Source organism: Segetibacter sp. (assembly GCF_025963695.1).
Classification (GTDB): Bacteria; Bacteroidota; Bacteroidia; order Chitinophagales; family Chitinophagaceae; genus Segetibacter.
In genome coordinates, this window is sequence record NZ_JAOQAH010000098.1 from 116,802 (window position 1) to 138,687 (window position 21,886).

The 21,886-nt window shown below is 40.0% G+C and carries 16 protein-coding genes; 6 read left to right on the forward strand and 10 right to left on the reverse strand.

The window, feature by feature from the left end; genetic code table 11:
- Nucleotides 1-11: 11 nt before the first annotated feature.
- From JWR87_RS18090 to JWR87_RS18135, 10 genes are all read right to left on the reverse strand, one after another.
- On the reverse strand, nt 12-722 hold the full coding sequence (locus JWR87_RS18090; protein WP_297822854.1) for a response regulator transcription factor: 711 nt from the start codon (nt 720-722) through the stop codon (nt 12-14).
- Between the two features lie 8 nt (nt 723-730).
- Nucleotides 731-1,705, reverse strand: coding sequence for a HAMP domain-containing sensor histidine kinase (locus tag JWR87_RS18095; protein ID WP_297822856.1), 975 nt, complete (start codon nt 1,703-1,705; stop codon nt 731-733).
- Nucleotides 1,702-2,166, reverse strand: coding sequence for a gliding motility lipoprotein GldH (locus tag JWR87_RS18100; RefSeq protein ID WP_297822858.1), 465 nt, complete (start codon nt 2,164-2,166; stop codon nt 1,702-1,704). The genes JWR87_RS18095 and JWR87_RS18100 overlap by 4 nt, the downstream gene beginning before the upstream one ends.
- A gap of 295 nt (nt 2,167-2,461) precedes the next feature.
- Entirely contained in the window at nt 2,462-3,337 is an 876-nt protein-coding gene (locus tag JWR87_RS18105; RefSeq protein WP_297822860.1) for a YicC/YloC family endoribonuclease, read from the reverse strand.
- Nucleotides 3,338-3,522: 185 nt separating this feature from the next.
- Complete coding sequence (locus JWR87_RS18110) at nt 3,523-4,599, reverse strand: SusF/SusE family outer membrane protein (RefSeq protein ID WP_297822863.1); 1,077 nt, start codon at nt 4,597-4,599, stop codon at nt 3,523-3,525.
- Between the two features lie 18 nt (nt 4,600-4,617).
- A complete protein-coding gene (locus tag JWR87_RS18115; RefSeq protein ID WP_297822865.1) occupies nt 4,618-5,457 on the reverse strand; it encodes a SusE domain-containing protein in 840 nt (279 codons plus the stop codon).
- A gap of 19 nt (nt 5,458-5,476) precedes the next feature.
- The gene (locus JWR87_RS18120) at nt 5,477-7,066 is read right to left on the reverse strand and encodes a RagB/SusD family nutrient uptake outer membrane protein (RefSeq protein WP_297822867.1); all 1,590 of its coding nucleotides are present in this window, start codon (nt 7,064-7,066) and stop codon (nt 5,477-5,479) included.
- A 21-nt stretch (nt 7,067-7,087) separates the two neighbouring features.
- Entirely contained in the window at nt 7,088-10,099 is a 3,012-nt protein-coding gene (locus JWR87_RS18125; protein ID WP_297822869.1) for a SusC/RagA family TonB-linked outer membrane protein, read from the reverse strand.
- Between the two features lie 187 nt (nt 10,100-10,286).
- The gene (locus JWR87_RS18130; protein WP_297822871.1) at nt 10,287-13,451 is read right to left on the reverse strand and encodes an alpha-amylase family glycosyl hydrolase; all 3,165 of its coding nucleotides are present in this window, start codon (nt 13,449-13,451) and stop codon (nt 10,287-10,289) included.
- Nucleotides 13,452-13,577: 126 nt separating this feature from the next.
- The gene (locus JWR87_RS18135; RefSeq protein WP_297822873.1) at nt 13,578-14,327 is read right to left on the reverse strand and encodes an NUDIX domain-containing protein; all 750 of its coding nucleotides are present in this window, start codon (nt 14,325-14,327) and stop codon (nt 13,578-13,580) included.
- 610 nt (nt 14,328-14,937) lie between these two features.
- On the opposite strand from JWR87_RS18135, the gene JWR87_RS18140 reads away from it, so the two are divergent.
- The 6 genes from JWR87_RS18140 (at nt 14,938) to argC (ending at nt 21,885) form a co-directional block, all read left to right on the forward strand.
- Nucleotides 14,938-17,925, forward strand: coding sequence for an outer membrane beta-barrel protein (locus JWR87_RS18140; protein ID WP_297822875.1), 2,988 nt, complete (start codon nt 14,938-14,940; stop codon nt 17,923-17,925).
- A gap of 396 nt (nt 17,926-18,321) precedes the next feature.
- Nucleotides 18,322-19,023, forward strand: coding sequence for a GNAT family N-acetyltransferase (locus tag JWR87_RS18145; RefSeq protein ID WP_297822878.1), 702 nt, complete (start codon nt 18,322-18,324; stop codon nt 19,021-19,023).
- Between the two features lie 37 nt (nt 19,024-19,060).
- Nucleotides 19,061-20,263 (forward strand): argininosuccinate synthase domain-containing protein, encoded by a 1,203-nt coding sequence (locus tag JWR87_RS18150; RefSeq protein ID WP_297822880.1) that lies wholly within the window; start codon nt 19,061-19,063, stop codon nt 20,261-20,263.
- Between the two features lie 109 nt (nt 20,264-20,372).
- On the forward strand, nt 20,373-20,603 hold the full coding sequence (locus JWR87_RS18155; RefSeq protein ID WP_297822884.1) for a hypothetical protein: 231 nt from the start codon (nt 20,373-20,375) through the stop codon (nt 20,601-20,603).
- Nucleotides 20,551-20,685, forward strand: coding sequence for a hypothetical protein (locus JWR87_RS20320; protein WP_366090962.1), 135 nt, complete (start codon nt 20,551-20,553; stop codon nt 20,683-20,685). The genes JWR87_RS18155 and JWR87_RS20320 overlap by 53 nt, the downstream gene beginning before the upstream one ends.
- Nucleotides 20,686-20,808: 123 nt before the next feature.
- Nucleotides 20,809-21,885, forward strand: coding sequence for an N-acetyl-gamma-glutamyl-phosphate reductase (gene argC, locus JWR87_RS18160; protein ID WP_297822886.1), 1,077 nt, complete (start codon nt 20,809-20,811; stop codon nt 21,883-21,885).
- The last annotated feature ends 1 nt before the right edge of the window (nt 21,886 follow it).

Genomic DNA, 21,886 nt, shown 5'->3' on the forward strand with positions numbered 1-21,886 from the left:
GCCACAATATCTCACTCACTGTACTTATATCCCACTCCTCTAACTGAATGAAAAAAGACGGGGTTGCGGCTGTCTTTTTCAAAATACTTTCTAAAGTTTAGAATGAAGTTATCTATGGTTCGAGTGGTAGGAAAGACATTGTAACCCCAAACAGATTGTAGAATTTTTTCACGCGGTACTACTTCATTTCGGTTCTCAATAAGCAGCTTAAGCAACATCACTTCTTTTTTGCTTAGTTCAATTTGCATATTGTTCCAGGTGGAGGCTACCTGTGCCTTAAAGTCTATTTTGTTATTGCCAAACTCGTACGTATCACCAATAGTTTCTTTATCGAGGAGTTTTTTGTTTTTTAATATAAGCTTGTTAACTCTTAGCAGAAGTTCTTCAAGGTTAAAGGGCTTAACCATGTAATCGTCTGCACCTTTTTTTAAGCCGAGCACTCTGTCTGCACTCGAATTTTTTGCACTTAATATTAAAATAGGAACTTCATTGTTTTGAATACGGATGGTTTCGGTTACTGTAATACCATCAACGTGCGGCAGCATAACATCGAGAATGATTAAATCAAAGTATTCGTCCTTTACTGCCTTTAAAGCTTCGTTACCATCATAGGCCGAGGTTATCTCATAACCCTCCAACTCTAAATTTAATTTAAGCGCATCGTGAAGGTTTTCTTCGTCTTCAACCAGTAAAATATTTGCTTTACTTTGTTCCCTGATCATCTTAGCGGTTATGTTTTAAAGGTAACAGTAAATACAGACCCTACTTCGCCATTATTAGTTACAGTAATTTCTGCCTGGTGATCTTTAGCAATTTGCTTTGATAAATACAACCCAAGCCCCGTACCTTTTGCTGTGCGGGTGACCTCGTTACCCACACGATAAAATTTTTCAAAAATTTTAGTCCGCTCCTCTTCGGCTATGCCGGGGCCATGGTCTTTCACTATAAAGTGAATTCCTTTTGAGTCCTTAGACAAGATGATATGAACGGGCTGATTTTTCGCCGAATATTTTAACGCGTTCTCCACAAGGTTAGACATAAGCAATTCAATTAATAATTCTTCACCATTAATGAATAAGCCAGTCTCGACTGCAGCAGTTAGATGCCTTGAAGCATGCCTGGGTTTAAAGTCATTAAAAACCCTGTTTGCAACTTCGCTTATGTTCACTTCAATTTTCGAAATTTTGTACTCGCCGGCGTCCAGTTGCGAGGCAAGTAATATGTTATTGCATAAAGAGTTTAAACGATTCACCTCCTGCAGCGTAATATTGATGAGCTTTTGTTGCTGCTGTTCTTCCAGTCGTCTTTTCTGCATTGTTTCCAGGTTCAACCGGGTAACAGCAATAGGTGTCTTCAATTCATGAGTGACTGCCATCATAAAATTCTGCTGCTGTAATGAGAGTGTAATTTGCCGGCGGGTAGCCCGGTACACAAACACTGCACCTATTAATATCAAAGCCAGAAAAGTTGATCCTTCCCCAATATACTGGGCTGTTTTTCTCCTTTTCGCATCCAATATCTCTGCAACCTTCGCAGAATAGCCCACTTCATCATGTCTTAGTTCGTTTAACAACAGGTCCGACATCCTGGTGTTTTGATGTTGCAGGGAAATAAACCAATAAACCAACGCAGCAATAATGTATAATAGCACAAACCAGTAAATAATGGTTATTGTAGCAAATCGCCTCGGTTTAAAAATGCTCATGGTTGTTTAACCTTTTCAACCCTTATACCTGCATTTAAAATATGGTTTAAAGGATCTTCGCGCATATCCTGCTGAAGTGTAAAAGTATACTTGCCTTTATGCAGGGGCGCAGGCTTATCGTTAAAGGAAATACGGTGTTCAAAAATATCGTCCATCCCGCTGCCTAACCAACCTTGCCTGTTATTACCCAAAATAAATTCACGCCTGATAGTAACTACTTCGGTGGGTTCTTTTACTGTTAAGTTCACCCAAATATTATTGTAGTTATAAGCGTCTTCATGCCTCAGTACAAAAAAAATATTGTACAAGACTGTGGTGTCCAATATCTCGAAAGTAAATGAAGGTCTTTCTGCACTCTTCCAACTATGGGAGGGAAAAGAAGTGGTCTTCTCGTAGATATCAATTGTCTGGCAAGAGACCAGACCCGTTACAACAAGTAGTATAAAGAGAAACTTATTCAAAAGGGCGTTTTTACAAAGATAAAAGCCAGACAGGTTATCCAATAACAAGTTTATTTATCTGATTAAGATCAAAACTACAGCCGACTTTAATCTAAAAAGAGGTGGGTACTTTGGCACTGGCAATATAAATTCTATTAAACTTCGTTGTGTCACACCCTTGTACAATTTGTTGTCTATTGGGCCTTCCTTACCTTATTGCCTTACCTTATTGCCTTGCCTCATTGAGCTTAAAAAAGAACGCTGTATTAAAATAAGATGATGCTTCAAAAAAACAGCCACCTAAAAATCACCCGGGTTATAACACATTCAAAACCTGCTCTTTTGCTTTTTCTAATTCGTCTTTCATAAGCACCACACTTTTTTGCATTTCGGAGTCATAAGCCTTAGAACCGGTGGTATTTATCTCCCTTCCTATTTCCTGCATAATAAAAGATAACTTTTTACCCTTACCCTCTTCCGCCTCTTTCAAAATGGACTTAAAATAATTACAATGATTTTTTAGCCTTACCTGCTCTTCGGTAATATCAATCTTTTCTATGTAATAAATTAGTTCCTGCTCCAGCCGGTTAGAGTCGTAATTTTCTTTACCAACATTATCTTCAAGTGTTTTTATCAATCCTTCTCTTATTCTTTGCTGACGCTGAGGTTCAAGTGTAGCTATTTTTTCTGCGTGCAGTATTATATTTTCAATTCTTAATTCAAGTTCATCTTGCAGCGACTTGCCCTCATCTATCCGATGCTCTTTCAACTGGTTAATAGCACTCAACAATACTTGTTCAAAACCCGTCCAGTCCTCATCCGACAAAACATTATTAGTTGGGGTAATTACATCAGGCAGCTTTAGTAGTGCACTCAATACATCCCCCGGATTTAAATTGAGTTCTTGCGATAATTCCGCAATTGGTTGGTAATATGCTTTGGCCAGCTCCTTGTTAATGGTAACAGGTTGCGCCGATCCGTTTTGCTTGATGTAAATTATACACTCCACACTTCCCCTAACCAGCTTTTCCTGAAGCACGTTTCTTATATCAAATTCAAATGGTTTTAGCAGCGGTGGAATAGTGATGCGAAGATCAAATTGCTTACCATTCAGAGATTTTACTTCTACAAGAAAAACTTTGTCACCAACTGCCTGTTCGGCCCTTCCAAACCCTGTCATCGATTGAAGCATGCGAAAAAAATTGTTATTGGTAAAAGTAAATGAAATTGCTGCGAGTCATAAGATCAAAGTTGGGCGTCTTTTGGCTAAACTTCAATTTCAACCGGCGATGACATTATTACTTGTTGGAAAAAGAAATAATATAAAATAAAAAAGGCCGCGATTAACGCAGCCGTTTTCATTTTATATTAAATAAATTACAACTTTCTCAAAGTATAATAGTAATTGCCTGCTTTAGTTAGATCTAAGGTAATTGTATAATTACCCGCAGAAGTTATAACAATGTTGTCTCCGCCATATTCGGGGGTATTATCGGGGCCGCCTCCTGCCTTATTATCGCCAAAGTTCATATCCCAGCTATTATTCGCCCTAAACTTAAATTCTCCTGTTGTTAAGCTTGCATTAATAGAATAAGTGCCATCAGGATTTAAGGTCATGGCAGTAGAAGAATTCCATCCATTGGGAGTAGCATCTCCAATTATTCCCCAACTGTCAATTTTATCAAACGACCAGGTCTTTGCCACCGTGTTTGCCTTAATTCTATATATCCCCGCTGTTGGCAATTTTATGTTATCTCCTCCACCTAACAGTCCGGGGCCTGCGCTTCCTATATCACCCGCAGACCAGTCATTTCCTTTTACCAGTTTAAACTCAGGGCTTGGATTATTGAAATTTATATAACCCTCATAATTAGTGCCGGTAGTACCTGTTGCAGCAACGTCAACTATTTGTGGTGCTGTGGCCGGTGTCCAGTTTTGAAAATTTCCGGCAATCCATAATGCTTTCGGAAAAGCGTAGCTCGCAATTACTCTTATCGCATAAGGCGTGTATTTTAAATTAACAGCATTGGAATTTACTCTTTCATTATTATTTCCGTAAGAAGAGACAACTCTCATTTCAAGGCTTGTAACTACGCCAGGCATGTAGCCTTTTGCCAATAGAAACTCATTGAAATCTTTTGCGAGGAACGAGGTAGTTAAGCTGCCAACTACGACTTTTGAAAGAGGATTGCTAAAGTTCTTACCGACAGAGTCTATATCAATAGTATATTTTATTGAATTAGGATCAGCAGTAGCATGATTTGGATAAGTCCAGTTAACTGTCAGTAAACTTTTAGTTGAGTCTGCGCGGGCTGGAGCAAGCGTAGTAGCAGAAGTAGTAAGAACTGCAGGTGTAGCGTTTTGATAAAGAGGCAAATCATCAACCTTCTGGCAAGCGGTTATACACACGCCGGCCAGTAAGATGACGAAAAATGAGTTGAGAACTTGTTTCATAATTGACAATTAGTGAGATTATAATTTAGTTAGTTTGAATCTTCCTGTCTGAAAATTCACTTCAATCTTGTAATTACCTGACTCAGGCGGCGCCTTTAGATCGGAACCACCAACTTTGAAATCATCTTCCATAACATTGTTCTCGTTATTTCCTCTTACTCCTCCATATTTTACAGCCCAGCTACCGTACTGAGGTAACAACAGATAAGATTGACCACCATTAAGGAAAAGACGAGGTATTTCGAACAGGCTTCTTGATTTTTGAATAAATCGCTGATTAGCCGGCACCGTTTCTCCCGCTACGCCTGCTTGCCAGCTGGCTGGGGTTGCAGCTCCTGTAATGTACAGCGCATTTGTAGAAGGTGCCGGTACTGCAAAGTCTTCGTAAGGAGTTATCGAAGCAAACTTCACAACATTCGAAGTTAAAGGAACTGTATTGTTGATACTGGAAATAACCCTTACTTCAATATTATGAGGTTTCAATGCTTCTAGTCCCATTTTACCTAAAACACCATTTAATTCAGCCTGTGTAAAAGACCGGCTTAGGTCGTTACTAACAGAAATGGTTTGTTTTGCAGGATTAGTAAAATTAGCGCCCGTTGTATCGAACTCTAAAGCATAAGCCACATTTTGCGAACTAACACCTGTGTTAAAAATGTAATTAGGATTTGTCCAAGTTAGCTTAATTGCCACATCGTTTTTACTATCGGAAAGTAAAGCCCGGTTAGAGAAAGCAGGAGCTGTTAGTTGTGGTGCTGTTCCTCCTAACAACACTACTCGATTTTCGTCTTTTTTACAACCTACCACTCCAAAAACAAGCAGGAGAAGAGTGACAAGTAGACTATTATATTGCCTCATGTAATAAAATTTATAATTATTAATAACCAGTATTCTGTTTAATATTTGGATTTGAAGAAATTTCCGAAGTCGGTATCGGATAAAGTCTCAGGTTCGACGAAACGCCTGTTCCACTTGGAACACCACCTTTATAGGGCCACAAGTAAGTAGCCTCAGTAAAATTATTGAAACGGATCAGGTCAGTACGACGATGACCCTCCCAATAAAGTTCACGGCCTCTCTCGGCTAAAATGAAAGCAGTGTTGTAAGAAGTAACCCTGCCAGCAGTGTTGCCATAAGCTCTATCACGTAATGCATTTATATAACCAATTGCACTCGCATTATCTCCTGTTCCACCTCTTACTACCGCTTCAGCATAAATCAGATAAATTTCTCCCAACCTGAAAACAGGAAAATCAATATCAGAAAAAGTCCTTGAAGGGTCGGTACCAAAGTTCCTGGCCCTTGTTCTGTTCCTGAATTTGTTTACCGCATAACCCTCGGTAAACTTACTTACATCAGTGATTTCCACATTTTGTCCTTCGGTGAAAAACAAAGCTCTTTGATCTTGCCTCGTGCTGAAAGACGGGTAACCAGGAAACAGTTGCGGAAGATTTCTTGTAGTTCTTAAACCACTCCAACCTGTTAGACCCGATGAGTCTTTAAACTTAGCATTGTCGCCATTTACAGAAGCATTTACTAGAAAAGTAGTACCACCGTAATTTTGTGTTTTTAAACCATCATAGTTAAGGCTCCAAATTACCTCTGTATTATTCAGATTATTATCAGCTAAAAACAAATTGCTATAGTTGGGTAGTAACTGGTAGTTCGCATCAATTACTTTTTTTGCGTTTGCTGCTGCTTCGGTCCATTTGGCAGTACCGGTATACACCTGTGCGTTTAAATACATTCTTGCCAAAAGTGACCAGGCTGCCGCCTTATCTACTCTTCCATAATCATTGGTTTTTGGTGCAGCCAAATCTGCGTCAATTGCTGTTAGCTCCTGCTCGATAAATTTAAACAAGTTTGCTCTTAAAATTTGTTTGGGAAGATCCGTTGTACCAGTAACAACACTTTCGTTAACGAACCCAGGATTACCGAACAAATCCATTAATACCCAATATTGATACGCTCTGACAAATCTTGCCTCAGCATGCATGCGCTTCAGCGATTCTGCACTAAGCCCTTTTGAACTTACCTTGTCTGGTGCACTTTCCCTTATAAATTCATTCGCAAGTGTTATTATGTAAAACGAGCGGTTGTAAAGGCCGTTTAACATAGGGTTGTTGGATGACCAGTTCATTCGATGAAAATCCTGCAGACCTACATCATTCCATGAAATAACGGCCTCATCTGTTGGTAACTCCTGTGCTTTCCAGAAAAGTCTCAAGAAATCAGAAGTTCCTTCATCGATGCCGGAAACATCTCCGGCACCCGCAGGACCTACATTACCGGTTAGAGCCATTGCTCCGTAAACTTTAGCAAGTACACTTCTATAACCTTGCTCTGTGCTATATAACTGCGCAGAGGTTGTTGTGTTAGGTGGAAAGCGGTCAAGATCTTTATGACAACCAGCAAGCACTGTGGCAGCTATCATAAAGTATAGACCAATTTTTATTGTATTTTTCATTTAACTACTTTTTTACTTTCTTTAAAAATCAAGATTTAAACCCAGTACATATGTACGGGGACGGGGATAGAACTGGTTGTCTATTCCACCGTTAATTTCCGGATCAATTCCTTTATACTTTGTAATTACAAATGCATTCTGCACGTTCGCTGAGATCCTTAGCCTTGCACCTTTAAAAACCTGACCCGCATCATAACCCAGGTTGATGTTGTCCATTCTTACAAATGAAGCATTTTGGATATAGTAATCAGAGAAATACTGGTTATTTGTAAAATTGGTTTCAAGGAAGTTGACTGAAGCATTATTTAGAAATCCTAACGGGTTGAACACTCCTCGCGCAACACCTAAGTTTGAGTAAACGTTGCTGTAATTGTAATTGTCAAGCGAACCCCTTAATACCATACCTAAACTCCATTTATTATAGGTAAAATTGTTTGTCATTCCTAAAAGAAAACGAGGATCAGCTTGCTTATACCGTACAAGATCGTTATCGTTAACAAGACCGTCCCGGTTTTGGTCTTCATACAAACCTTCGATAGGTTGGCCATTTACATCATATACTTGTTGTAAAACGTAAAAAGTAGATGGGTGATATCCTACACTTTGAATTTGAATCGTATTACCGGTACCTCCTGAAATCCCACCTACACGATTGCCTCTAAATGCCGGATCAGGATTTAATAGTAGATTGGTAATCTTTGGATTGATGAAAGTGAAATTGGTACTGAAATCCCATGTAAAACTTTTTCTTTGAACGGGGATGGCACTAATAGTTACCTCAACACCACGACTTTCTATATTTCCTACATTTCTGACCTGCTGGTTAGTAAAATTTGTTCCTAACGGAATGGGAACAAGGCTTAAGAGGTCTTTTGTTTTTCTTGAAAACACGTCCACAGAACCGGTGATGCGGTTAGCAAATAATCCAAAATCAATAGCTGCATTTATATTACTTGTTGTTTCCCATTTAAGTAACGGATCATAAGCAGCCGGTCTGTATAATGTATCAAAAGTATTTCCAAGTTGGTACAGCGCTCTGTCATTACTTCTTTCATAACGGGGAATGTATCCAAAGAAACTGATACCACCTTGCTGCCCGGTTACACCGTAACCTATACGGAACTTGAGGTCAGAAAACGTTTTTGAGTCTTTCATGAACGCTTCATCCTTAATTCTCCAGGCAAAGGCTGCAGAAGGGAAAAAGCCCCAACGATTATTTTTGGCAAATTTTGAGGTACCATCGGTACGTGCATTCAAAGTGAATACATACTTATTAGCGAAGGTTACATTCAACCGGGAATAATAAGAAATCAATGTATAACGCGGATCGCTCATTGCAAAAGCCGGAGTAGAACCTTGAATTTGAGTACCGTTGAACCTGTAATCAGCAAAGTTGAAATTGGTATACTTAAAATCCTGGTAGCCGTGGCCGACCATAAAGTCAACCCGGTTAGTTCCGAAATCTTTTACATAGTTTAGATAGAAATCAAGTAGCAGGTTTCTTTGCTGACTTTTGTACTGCGTATTTACACCACCATAGTTCAAAATACTATCGCGGGTACCCGACGCATTTTTACCGATTTCATACCTGCGGTAACCGGATGCGGCACTGTCAGAAATCTTAACGGCACCTGAACCGGATTGAACATCATAACCGAGGTTTAAGTTAGCGCGCAAACCTTTTAAGAAAGGTAAGCTGTAGTCAAATTGCGCATTACCAATACTTCTGTACACCTCACTCCTGCTATCGCGCATTTCGAGTAAAGCAACCGGGTTACGTGGAGTAAGGTCTTTTGGAACGATACCTATGTCTTTAAGTGTTTCTGTATACTCAAAAAATCCTCCGAAACGATCACTGCTAACTCTGACAGGCTGGGTTGGATCGAAAGAAATAGCTGAACCGATGGCTCCCTCTTCAGCAAAACGATTACTTGTTCTGGCGCCTTTCAGGTTAATATTCACTCTCAGCTGATCATTAAAAAATCTTGGAGACAGATTAAGACCAAGAGATTGTCTTTGAAAATTCCCTGTTCTTAAAATGCCATCCTGGTTAAGGAAGTTGCCAGATATACGAATGGGAAGCTTCCCATTAGCTAAGGCACCTGAGGCTGAAAGATTAATATCCTGACCGGTAGCAGTTCGGAAAATCTCATCCTGCCAATTAGTATTAGCAGCTCCCATCTTACCTGTTTGAGAAGAACCTCCTTTTGTATTTACAATATCTCTAAACTGATCTCCCGACAACACCGCTACCTTTTTACCTGGTACCTGTGTTATTAGTTGCACAGCTGCGTTAAAGACCATTTTACCTCTTTTTCCTTTTTTTGTGGTAATCAATACAACACCGTTAGATGCCCTGGAACCATAGATGGCAGCAGCTGAAGGGTCTTTAAGAATGGTAAAGCTTTCAACATCATTTGGGTTGATCATGTTAAGCGGATTTGCAGAACCTGCGACGCCACCTTCAACAGGAACACCATCAATTACAATTAAAGGATCGTTACTCGCATTCAAAGAAGCTCCGCCCCTGATTAATATCCTGCTACCCGAGCCTGGTGCACCGCCGCTTGAAGTGATTTGAACACCGGCAACTTTTCCGGCGATCATTTGCTCAGGAGAAGTGATATTGCCTTTTTGAAATTCTTTCTCAGTAACTGTAGCAATAGCACCTGTTACATCTCTTTTTCTTTGGGTACCATAACCTACTACCACCACTTCAGATAATGCAGTGCTGGCTGCTGCAAGGGTTACATTTACAGTACCGGCAGTTGCAATGCTTACCTCTTTCGGCGCAAAACCTACAGAACTGATTGTTAATGCCGAAGCCCCTTCAGGAACTTTAAATGAGAAAGTTCCATCTGCCCCTGTTTGTGTACCAGCCCTTCCGCCTTTTACAACCACAGATGCGTTTTGTATTCCCCCGCCGATGCTATCGACCACTCTACCTGTCACCGTTCTGTCTTGCCCAAACAGTTGCGCTGAAAACAGCAGCAGAGGCAAAACAAGAAAATAAACCTGTCTCCTAATGTTCATGATTCTATGTTTAAAGATTTTATTTTTAGAATTTCACTTTTACTTAAAAATACTTTTGGTTTAAAACCCTTTTGCTGCTACAAGTTTAAACCCGGGGAAAGATGTGTCATTAAGACAATACAAAAACTAAAATGTTGCACGCCGGATGCTTTTTAAAGTTGTATAAACTACTTCCATCTTTAACAGATCAATTCTTAATGATTAACTTTTGTACAAAAGATTTCTTATCTGCCTGCATTCTCAATACATAAGTTCCTGAGGAAAGATTATTAACACTTATCGGGGTAGTACTTCTACCGTTAACTACTGGTAAAGTATACTTTCTGATTAGCCTTCCACTTATATCTTCTATTCTCAACTGAACTAGTGATGATACCGCTTCATCTAATAAGACATATACCTGAGACCCCGTTACAGGATTGGGAAATAGTGTGAAATTAGAACCGGCTACAGATGAATTAACTACCACAATACTTGAATAACTATAACTACCGTCTTTGTCGGTCAGCTTCAAACGATAATAAATTTTCTTATCACTTCTAACGGCTATTGGGTCGTTATCAACATAAGTATAAGCAAGTCGGGACTCAGGTGAATTTCTGGTTACCGTTGCAATGCTGTTGAACTCAATGCCGTTCATAGATCTCTCAACAACAAAATGCTTAACGTTCACCTCGTTGCTGGTCAACCATCCAAGAGAAATATTACTGGTTGTTCGCCTGCCACTAAAAGACATCAAATTTAAAGGGAGCACTACCTGCCTGTCGAGGTAAACGTGATATTCTCCCGGCTGCAGTGTAATAGTTTGGGTAGCAGATGAAATATTTGCTATTGTACCTGTAGCTCCATTCAAGCCGGCACCTGTGCCGTTGCCGAGAAAGGTGTACCATGTTCCCGTTGTTTGAAAAGTAACAGTACGTGTTTGTGGTACCACATCAAAGTTAGCTACAACTGTTACTTTCATACCGTTGGGATCAGAATCGGCGATTTGAAAGCGTTTGAAATTTCCGTTGTTATCATTAAAGTCATAGCTAAAAGCCGCACTATTGAAAACGGATGGATTTTGAAGCCGCAGACGTATTAGTGTTGAATAGGCGTCAAATAACTTCAAACGGTTTGGGTCCTGCATATATTCCCAATGAGGCGGTTTTGCAGATACTCTTCCCCCGTTCGCATCAATTGAGATATCATATCCCCTTTCTCCAAATTGCCAAATCAGTTTTGGTCCCGGGATGGTAAAGAACAGAGCCGCTGCTGCCGCCTGCCGTTCTAAAGCTGTTGCCAAATCCTTCACGCTATAACCGCCTGAACTATTTCCGAAAGCTAAATTTTTAACCATTAACCGTTCTTCGTCATGGCTTTCCATGTAACCCATTTCGGCAGGGGTAGAGAAAGCCTGCTCACTACTATTATAAATAATCTTAGAAAAATTAGAATTCTCTTTATAACCCATTGTAGCCTGGTTGTAAGCGGGATTATTGTTACCCCATAACAAGAAACCGTGATTCGCATATTCCTGTTCTTCCTGCCTTTGCTGCCCCAGGAACTCAATGATCATATAAGTGTTTGGGTTTTTTGTAACAACACTATTATAATAACGTTTTAGGTTGGCCACCCGACCAGAGTCATAGTTCTCAACCGTAGTACCATTTGAAACCGTTTGTGTAAATCCTTTTCCAAGGTCCAACCTATAACCATCGATTTTATATTCAGATAACCAATAATCCAGCGACCTTTCAACGAGGTACTGAGTCGCTGTTGAAGAATGGTTCAAATCTTCGAAAACGCTGTAAGGATGGGGTGCAGTTTGATTGAACCAGGGGCTATTTGCTGCCGGTCTACCGTTTTCCCAATACAGCTTACCCTGCGGTGTAGCCGATGCGTCCATGTGATTGTAGACTACATCTAAAATAACAGCTATTCCATTTTTATGACATAAATCAATAAACTCCTTAAACTTGTTTTTAGTACCGTATGCCTTATCCAAAGCAAAATAAAAGGTTGGGTTATAACCCCAGCTATCGTTGCCGCTAAACTCGTTTACCGGCATCAGCTCAATAGCATTTATACCTAACCGCTTAAAATAACTAATGGTATCGATCAACATTTGGTAGTTTCTTGCATCTCCAAAATCACGCACCAAAAGTTCATAAGCAACCAGGTTCTGTTTGTCTGGTTTAGTAAAATTAGTTACCTGCCAGTTGTACGGCGGAGGGCAGGTCTGCAAAACACTCATGATACCATTTTTTGCAACTGATACATTATGATTGTAAGGATAAGGTTTTAGATTAGGGTAAGTTGCAGTGGAAATGTATGGATCATTATAAGGATCTAACACTTTTTCGGTGTATGGATCAGCCACATAAATTGAATCGTCTACTCTATAATTGAAAGCGTACTCTGTACCCGAAACAAGACCAGTAAGTGTAATCCAATAATAATTTCCATCCGGTGTCTTATTCATTTGGAACTGAGCCTTAGGAGTCCAGTCACTTCCGGGGAAATCCCCAACTACAACCACATTATTTTTATTTGGTGCAAATAATACGAGGGTTGCAGAGCTACAATTGGCATCATAATTAATCCCCTCTTTTACCCCTGCAGGCAAAGCTGCTACGGTAATATCAGGTGTGATATAATAATTTAGAGTGTCATAGTAGCTCGTCCCTCCTGTAATATATTCAGCAATAAATTCCTGGCTTCCCTTTACCGAAGCAGCTGCGCTTCCGGTAATGGTAGTATTTCCAGTTACGGGGCCGCTAATTTTTGTTCCGTTAAAGTATAAGTTTAAAATGCCATCGTTATCAGCGGCAACAGCAGTTACAGGAACTGAAACCCCGAGACCGGCTTTAATGTCTTCATGAGCCAAAGAGTAAGTCGGTACTATAAAGGGCTGAGTAAACTGAACCTTCCTGGCGCCGGCAGGGTAGATCGGTACATACATATCAGAACCGTCGGCATTCCTTTGCACCCGGCTTCCTGAGGCATCCCTGAAAAGCAGCACTATTTTTAAAATCGTTTCTCCTGCAGGTACTCCAAAATAGGCCCGGGGATTATTGATAGTAAAAGACCATTTATTGGATTCTGCAGGCGTGGCGGTTGGAGCTGTTGTAGAACCCCAGCTAGTTGAAACATACTTCCAATCGGCGGAAGAGGTACTGGCACTGGTAATTACGCCAAAATGGATGTAAACGGTGCCTGTATAACTTAGCAGGCCTTTGTTTCCTTTTGTAGCATCTACAGTTATTGTTACGGAAGATTGGTCGGATGGAAACTGGGGAGCCCAGGCTAGTAGTTGCGCTTTAGCACTAATAAGGCATGTTAAAAAAAAGAGAGTAAAGGCTATTCTCATGTACAAGGGTTTCGTTAGAATGCACATTTAGGATGTGTAAGTTTTACACAATATTAGTAATTTTTTCAGTTGCCAAAAAAAAAGGAGAATTAAATTTAGAATACAACGTTTTTGAAGTCTTCGCTTTTAAAAATCAATTGCGAACCACTTTTTCTTATTCTTTTCGTATTTCTCGAAATTGAATTTGTATAGCTTTCCCGGACGGTGAGGAACGTCTTCTTCATATTCATCCAGGTCAATTAAAAAATCCATGGAGAAAAACTTTTTGCGAAAATTGCGACGATCAAGTTCAACGCCGAGTATTACTTCGTACAAATTTTGTAATTCGCGCAACGAAAACTTTTCTGGCAACAGGTTAAAAGCCAGCGGATGCTCCTGTATACGCTTTTGAAGCCAGTGATAACTTTCGTCCACCACCTCCTTATGATCAAAAGCCATGTCGTTCAGGTTTTTTACATTGTGCCAGTGCAGCTCGTTATCGTAAATTTTAAGTTCGTGGTGTTTTATGTTAAGAAGAGAGCAATAAGCAATTGTGATAACCCTACCGCCGGGATGTCGGTTGGGGCTTCCGAACGCCTTTACCTGCTCCAGAAAAACGTCGTTCATGCCGGTTCTTTGCAATAAAATTCTGTAAGCTGCCTGTTCCAGTTCTTCTGTCTCCTTTAAAATATCTCCTAATAACGACCATTTCCCTTCAAAGTGTTGAAGGTCACTTCTAATTAATAATACTTTCAGCTCATTTTCCTCAAATCCGAAAATAACGCAATCGACTGTTATTGGTACAGCCGGATAAGAGGCAACCAAAGATTTAGCATCGGCTATCAATGGACCACTTCGCTTTCTTAGGAGAGGGCTTATAGCATCAGTTGTATTCATAAGTCGTTAGTTTCCTTGTTCTTTTTTTATAATAGCAATCTGAAAGTAAATTCCGCTGTTAAAGTAAATCTTTTTATTTGCGTATAAAATACATAGTAATTTTTGATTGAATCGATGCTTTATCAACGTTCAATTTAAAAGCACGCTTTTTCGGAGGGGGAGTCTTGTTTGGGCTTGAAAAAATGTACAAGTGTGCGACGCAAGTAAAGCTTCGTAGCGCTTATGTGCCGGTCTCAACAACCCTTATTTTTTGATATCAATCTTTTATTCAACTCCCGTTTTTTCATAGCAACATCGTTGCGACGCTCCGTTCAACCAATGATCTTTTTGGCTCTTCCTTATTTTTTAAAGCCACCATCCCACTAAAAAGACGGTCGAATTGAAAATCTACGCCAGAAGAGATTGGCCGTGCACAGAAGGTTTTAAAAAATGCAAAAACTTGTATTCATGCAAAGTCTTGAACTAGCAATTTGCACAACTTTTTCTTTTTTAGCCATTCTTTTGATTTGTCCATCAACAGCCCCTTTTTACCGTTTTCATTTTCTTAAAGAAATGAATTCAACTACATTACATATCCTCCAATTTTAGGAACTATAATCAAATCACTACAATGAGAGTTTTCTTATTACTTCTGTTATCGCTTGCTTCGGCCATTGTAATGGCTCAATCAAAAACTTCAGGCACTGTAAAAGGAAAACTGGTAGACTCCACTTCTCGCCAAAATTTAAAAGACGCAACCGTTTCTATCTTACACCCGCAGGACTCCTCTCTTGTTAAGTATGGCTTATCTAAAGCAGACGGAAGCTTTACAATAGAAAATGTTCCTTATGGTTCTTATATCTTTTATGTAACCTTCCAGGGATTTGTTGAAATACAAAAAAACTTTACTGTCAATGCCGAAAGGCCCGACTATAACCCAGGAACATTATACATGACTTTGTTACCCGCCGACCTGGGAAACGTTACAGTACGCACTTCGCCTATAACCATTAAAGGAGATACAACCGAGTTTAATGCAAGCATGTTTAAGACAAAGCCCAACAGTACAGCGGAGGACATGCTTAAAAAATTGCCCGGCGTTGAAGTGGATAAGGAAGGAGCTGTAACGGCCCAGGGACAAACAGTAACCAGGGTAATGGTAGATGGAAAACGTTTTTTTGGGGACGATCCAAAAATGGCTACACGTAATATTCCCACCGATATGATAGACAAAATAGCTTTGATAGACGCCCAAAGCGAACAAAGTGCATTTAGCGGCTTTGATGATGGAAACAGGGAAAAAGTAATTAACATTATCACTAAAAAAGACCGGCGCAAAGGTGCGTTTGGAAAGGGAACGATTGCAGCAGGAGACAAGGGTCTTTACGCTGCTAACTTAAGTGTAAACCGTTTTAATGGCAACCAACAATTGTCTTTTATCGGGCAGGCGAATAATGTGAACAACCAGAACTTCTCAATGCAAGACATTCTTGGAGCTACAAATAGTGGCGGAGGTGGCGGCGGCAATCGGGGCGGGGGAGCTGGTGGTGCTGGAAACCGTGGTGGGGGTGCAGGCGGGGGTGGCAATTTTGGTGGTGGAGGTGGAGGTAACTTCGGAGGAGGAGGCGCAGGCAATTTTATCGTTTCAAGTCAACCCGGCATTTCACGCACTATTGCCGGCGGACTGAACTATAATGATGCCTGGAGCAAAAAGACAACCGCTAATGGAAGTTATTTTTATAATAATGTAAAAACAAATAATAATTCTGAAAGGTATTCTGAAACTTTTAATACAAATGACTCCTCTACTTTTAACAGCAACATCAATTCGTCACTTAATGCCAATAAAAACCAGCGGGCAAATTTTGAAATAGAGCACCGTTTTGACTCTATGAATTCTTTGCTTATACGCCCTAATATTAGCATGCAGGAATCAGATAATTCAAGTGAGACCTCTACACGGGTAACAAGAGGCAAGCTTGTCCCCCTTAACAACGTTCAGTCCAGGACCAATTCACACAATAGCGGTTATACTTTAAACAATATGATGCTATTCCGCCACCGCTTTCAGAAGCGCGGGCGTACACTAAGTTTAAATCTTACACAAGGGTTAAATACAAACGACCGCACTTCTAATAACCTAAGTTATAATTCAACAACCAGGGGCAGGGATACAACAGACCGTACCAGTACTACGGGCAGAGATGGAAAAAGCTTTGGAGGCACCCTTTCTTATACAGAGCCAATAAGTGCAACCGCACAATTAGAAGTAAACTATAACTATAATTATAACGCAAGTAATTCAGATCAAAAGACTTTTAGCTTAAACAGATCGAGTAAGCTATATGATGTGGTAGATACTACCCTTACGAACCTGTTTGAAAATACAAATGCTTCTCATCGCGTCAGCCTGAATTATAGACAACAGCTAAATAAGTTGTGGAATTACACAGTTGGGTTAGGTGTTCAACACGCAGAACTAACAAGCAATAATATTACAAAAAAGAGGTTTCTGGGCCAGTCGTTTAACAACTTAACTCCAACAGTCGCTTTACAATACAGCAAGAACAGAACGCAAAACTTCCGTTTTTTCTATAGGGGCAACACCCAGCAACCCAACATAACCCAGTTGCAGGATGTGCTTGATAAAGTGTCTAATGTGCTATATCATACTACAGGTAACCCTGGTCTAAAGCAGGCTTTCAACCATAACGTCAACTTAAATTATTCGAGTTTCAATGTATCTACTTTTAAAAACTTTTTAGTAAGTCTTAATGGAGGATTAAGCACCAATAGGATCAGTAACTATAACATTATAAATTCATCCAGATCCGATATTATTTTAGCTGCAGAGAATGACACCTTAACATCGGGAACCCAGTTTTCGAGACCGATAAATATTAATGGTGGTTTCAACATGTCTGGCTTTATAAACTATGGCTTTCCAATAAAGACGCCCAAATCGAACCTCAACTTCACAACACGCGTTTCTGTAAACAGGGATGCCAGTTTAACGAAAACATATACAGAGGTAAACCCTAACGCACAAGACGTAAAAATCTTTACCAATAACTACATTTTAGGAGAAACAGTTCGATTAACCATGAACCTACAGGAACGGCTTGATCTTAACTTCTTTAGTACATCAACCTATAGTATTGTAAAGTATAGTGCCAGTGCAACAACTGCTAACCAAAACGCAAACTCTTTTATACAGATTTTCTCGGTAGAACCTACTTACGCAACTAAAAGCGGATGGGTACTGGGAACCGATTTTAATTATACGATGTACCGTGGACAATCTGCCGGGTTTAATCAATCAATACCCTTACTAAATGCAAGCCTTTCAAAAATTACGTTTAAGAATAAGCGAGGTGAGTTAAAATTCAACGTGTACGATTTACTTAACCAGAACAAAAGCATAACACGTACCGTAGATCAAAATTCTATAGTCGACACGAGGACCCAGGTGCTGACGCGTTATTTCCTTATAAGCTTTACGTATAACTTGAGAAGGTTTGGAGCCCAGCCACCAGGTAATGGCAATAACCCCATGAGACAGATGTTTAGAGGTGGTGGAATGGGCGAAATGAGAGGAATGCGTCCCCCAAACGAGTAAATTATTCGGCTCACTTTCAATAAAAAAAACCCTGCAACGGCTTCAGGGTTTTTTGTTGTGTTTTCGTGTAACCGTAAAATCATATTCGGGTTCTAAATTTTTAATAAAAAATTATTACAGATAGAATTGAAAGTATTATACTTTTACATCTTCAAAATTAATTATTCATTTTTTCGATTGTATTAGGAGTTGAAAAATTTTATCGCCCATAATTATCTTTCTGCAAGTCACCCTTCTCTTAGTGGTGCTGTAAATCATTTGGGTTCCGAATACTTCTTATACCTTATCCGACGACCACGTATCTGAGAAACATTATAATGTTTCTATAGTTAAAGCAGGCGAGATGTACCTGTTTTGGCACGATCTTCTTTACAACATTCCTTTAATTTTATCAACGTGGATCAGCAAATTATTATCAGGGTAGCCAATAGTGGCGACATTCATTATTCTCAGACTATAACCGACGAGATGGAATCTTCTGCAAAAGCCAGGGGAACCGGTATAGCTAAAAGAAGCCCGGAATATGTGGCCAAAAAAATGGAAGAAGGCAAAGCTGTAATTGCTGTTACTGCAGCTGGTACCTGGGTAGGCTTTTGCTATATAGAAGCCTGGGGACACGATCAGTACGTCGCAAATAGTGGTCTGATTGTAGCGCCTTCATTTAGAAAAAGTGGCGTGGCCAAGCAGATTAAGAAACGAATTTTCGATTTGTCGCGGGAGAAATATCCATCATCTAAAATATTTGGACTTACTACCGGTTTGGCCGTAATGAAAATAAACAGCGAGCTCGGGTACGAGCCCGTAACTTATTCTGAATTGACAGATGACGAACAGTTCTGGGCAGGTTGTAAGGCTTGCGTTAACTACGATACCCTAATGAGCAAAGACAGGAAGAACTGTTTTTGCACAGCCATGCTCTATGATCCTGCTGATCACTACGAGCCCGAAGAAACCGCGGCAGACTTTAAAGAGAATTCCAACTTATACGAACGTTTTATGAACGTAAAAAAAAGCCGTCTACTAAAGCTTCTAAAAAAGAAAGACCCGCAAACCAAAGCCAAGTCAAAACTTTTGTTAAGCCTTCTTTTCAACCTGTAATATTTCACTTTTAAATCTTTATAAACCTGTTTCTAAAATGTCAAAAAAAGTAGTTCTTGGCTTTAGCGGTGGATTGGATACCTCTTTCTGCGTAAAGTATTTTACCGAAGAAAAGGGGTACGAAGTCCATAGTATTATTGTTAACACCGGGGGGTTTAATAAGGACGAATTAAAGCATATTGAGCACCATGCATATGCTTTAGGCGTTAAAACACACAAAGCCGTTGAGGCCGAAGAAAGCTACTATAGTAGTATCATTAAATACCTTGTTTTCGGAAATGTTTTAAAGAATAACACATACCCGTTAAGCGTAAGCGCCGAACGATTGATACAAGCGCTTCATATTTCTGACTATGTGCACGAGCTAAATGCTGATGCCGTTGCTCACGGAAGCACAGGTGCAGGCAACGACCAGGTGCGGTTTGATATGATCTTCAATATTATGATCCCTGGTGTCGAAATCATCACTCCAATTCGTGACCTTAAGTTAAGTCGCGAAGAAGAGATCGAATTTCTTAAAAGTAAAAATGTAGACATGAACTTCGCCAAGTCTGTTTACTCTATCAATAAAGGTTTATGGGGCACTAGTGTAGGCGGTAAAGAAACTTTAAATTCTTATGGAATGTTGCCCGAAGAGGCCTGGCCAACACAGGTAACGGAGACCGGAACCGAAGAAATTAAACTGCATTTTGAAGAAGGTGAATTAACCGAGGTCAACGGAGAGTCTTTTGAAACCCCTGTAAAAGCCATTCAATACCTGCAAACTGTTGCCGGCCCTTATGGCATAGGTCGCGATATTCATGTGGGCGACACAATTATAGGAATTAAAGGCCGCGTGGGTTTTGAAGCAGCAGCGCCAATGGTGATTTTAAAAGCACATCATGCACTCGAGAAACATGTGCTTACCAAATGGCAGTTAAACTGGAAAGACCAGTTAGCGATGTTTTACGGCAACTGGCTGCACGAAGGTCAAATCCTCGATCCGGTGATGAGAGATATCGAAGCCTTTTTGCAGAACACTCAAAAAAATGTCACAGGCGATGTCTTCGTCCAATTAAAGCCTTATCATTTCCATATCATAGGTATAGAATCGAAGTTTGATTTAATGAGTGCAAAGTTTGGTAAATACGGTGAAATGAATTCTGGCTGGACAGGTGAAGACGTCCGGGGATTTAGTAAGATCTTTGGTAACCAAACAATGATTTGGCACCAGGTAAAGGATAGTACCAAAGAGAGTTAGAACATTTTGGTAGCGGACATTAGTGGTAGTATACTGCTTCTGTTGCGTCGCACGCTTGTACCTAAATCAATGTCTTCAGCTACTCCTGTACTTTAGTCAAAAACTTTTAATGTTAAAAAACATCGAAACAAAAATTCCACCTACAGTCCTTTCAACTCTAAATGCACACAAGTACCTATGGGGCAAAAATTGTGACGACTGGAACTTATTAGACAACGAAAGTTTCGGTGTAAAGCATGAAAGAATGAGTTTTGGTACTGAAGAAGCTTTTACACTATCACAAGCAATTGCAGCAACTTTTTTATATACTCAAAGGCAGGGCCGCTTCGAAAGTGAATGAAGTAATCCTGATTGTACATGAAGGGGGACGACGACACCTTGAAGCAGGTCGACGACACAGGATAATGAATAAGCTCCGCTAGAGTTCTTTGTTCTCTCCCAGCCTTCTACCAAAGCACACCGCCACCATTTGATGTAGCAGGATGACCGTAGCTAAAAATAGAAAGCAGAAGTTTTCTAAGACCATTATTAACAAATAACACAGTATGTTTTTCAGAAGAGACCAACTCAATAACTTTTTATACTCCCCTTTGTCGGGTGCAGACTCAAGCTCACCTTTAGCAACGGGAAGGCTTCGGGTTGGAATAATTGGTGGAGCCGGCTATACCGGTGGAGAGTTAATACGGATTTTAATCAATCATCCAAATGTTGAAATCTCTTTTATAAACAGCAAAAGCAACGCAAATAAGCCTGTAAGTTCTGTGCACGCCGATCTGATAGGCGAAACCGATCTTGTATTTTCATCCGATCTTTCAAATAACATTGATGTTTTGTTTTTGTGTGTTGGTCATGGAGACGCAAAGAAGTTTTTAGAGAAAGGAGATAATGTTGACGGTGTAAAAATTATAGACCTAAGCCAGGATTTTCGCCTTTCAGCTAATGCAACCTTCGGATCAAAAAAGTTTATTTACGGCTTACCTGAGCTTAATAAAGAACAAATTAAGTCAGCACAGAATATCGCCAATCCCGGCTGCTTTGCATCAGCTATTCAATTAGGATTATTGCCACTGGCAAAAGCCGGGCTACTAAAAGAGATATATACAACCGGCATTACCGGCTCCACAGGTGCCGGGCAAAGCCTATCAGCAACCACACATTTTAGTTGGAGAGCAAATAATATATCCGCTTATAAAACGCTTACCCACCAACACTTGAAGGAGATCACCCAATCGTTACAACAGCTGCAGGCTTCTTTTTCAACTTCAGCCGAAACTAAGAGCGGCCTATACTTCGTACCCTGGCGTGGTGATTTTCCACGCGGCATTTATATCAGTTCTACCATTGATTGCGATCTTTCGTTAGATGATGGCAACCGGCTATATAAAGACTTTTACCAGGATGAACCTTTTACTCATGTTAGTGATACAATGATTGATTTAAAGCAGGTAGTAAACACAAACAAGTGTCTCATTCATATCGAAAAAGCAGAAGATAAAATCGTAATACACTCAGCAATAGACAACCTACTAAAAGGCGCAAGCGGCCAAGCTGTTCAAAACATGAACCTGATGTTTGGATTAGAAGAGACGGCCGGGCTTAGGCTTAAGGGAGGGGGGTTTTGAG

What these genes read in the sequence shown, in the direction of transcription:
- JWR87_RS18090 (WP_297822854.1), bottom strand. Translation starts at nt 722, where the DNA reads ATGATCAGGGAACAAAGTAAAGCAAATATTTTACTGGTTGAAGACGAA.
- JWR87_RS18095 (WP_297822856.1), bottom strand. Translation starts at nt 1,705, where the DNA reads ATGAGCATTTTTAAACCGAGGCGATTTGCTACAATAACCATTATTTAC.
- JWR87_RS18105 (WP_297822860.1), bottom strand. Translation starts at nt 3,337, where the DNA reads ATGCTTCAATCGATGACAGGGTTTGGAAGGGCCGAACAGGCAGTTGGT.
- JWR87_RS18110 (WP_297822863.1), bottom strand. Translation starts at nt 4,599, where the DNA reads ATGAAACAAGTTCTCAACTCATTTTTCGTCATCTTACTGGCCGGCGTG.
- JWR87_RS18115 (WP_297822865.1), bottom strand. Translation starts at nt 5,457, where the DNA reads ATGAGGCAATATAATAGTCTACTTGTCACTCTTCTCCTGCTTGTTTTT.
- JWR87_RS18120 (WP_297822867.1), bottom strand. Translation starts at nt 7,066, where the DNA reads ATGAAAAATACAATAAAAATTGGTCTATACTTTATGATAGCTGCCACA.
- JWR87_RS18125 (WP_297822869.1), bottom strand. Translation starts at nt 10,099, where the DNA reads ATGAACATTAGGAGACAGGTTTATTTTCTTGTTTTGCCTCTGCTGCTG.
- JWR87_RS18130 (WP_297822871.1), bottom strand. Translation starts at nt 13,451, where the DNA reads ATGAGAATAGCCTTTACTCTCTTTTTTTTAACATGCCTTATTAGTGCT.
- JWR87_RS18135 (WP_297822873.1), bottom strand. Translation starts at nt 14,327, where the DNA reads ATGAATACAACTGATGCTATAAGCCCTCTCCTAAGAAAGCGAAGTGGT.
- JWR87_RS18140 (WP_297822875.1), top strand. Translation starts at nt 14,938, where the DNA reads ATGAGAGTTTTCTTATTACTTCTGTTATCGCTTGCTTCGGCCATTGTA.
- JWR87_RS18150 (WP_297822880.1), top strand. Translation starts at nt 19,061, where the DNA reads ATGTCAAAAAAAGTAGTTCTTGGCTTTAGCGGTGGATTGGATACCTCT.
- JWR87_RS18155 (WP_297822884.1), top strand. Translation starts at nt 20,373, where the DNA reads ATGTTAAAAAACATCGAAACAAAAATTCCACCTACAGTCCTTTCAACT.
- argC (WP_297822886.1), top strand. Translation starts at nt 20,809, where the DNA reads ATGTTTTTCAGAAGAGACCAACTCAATAACTTTTTATACTCCCCTTTG.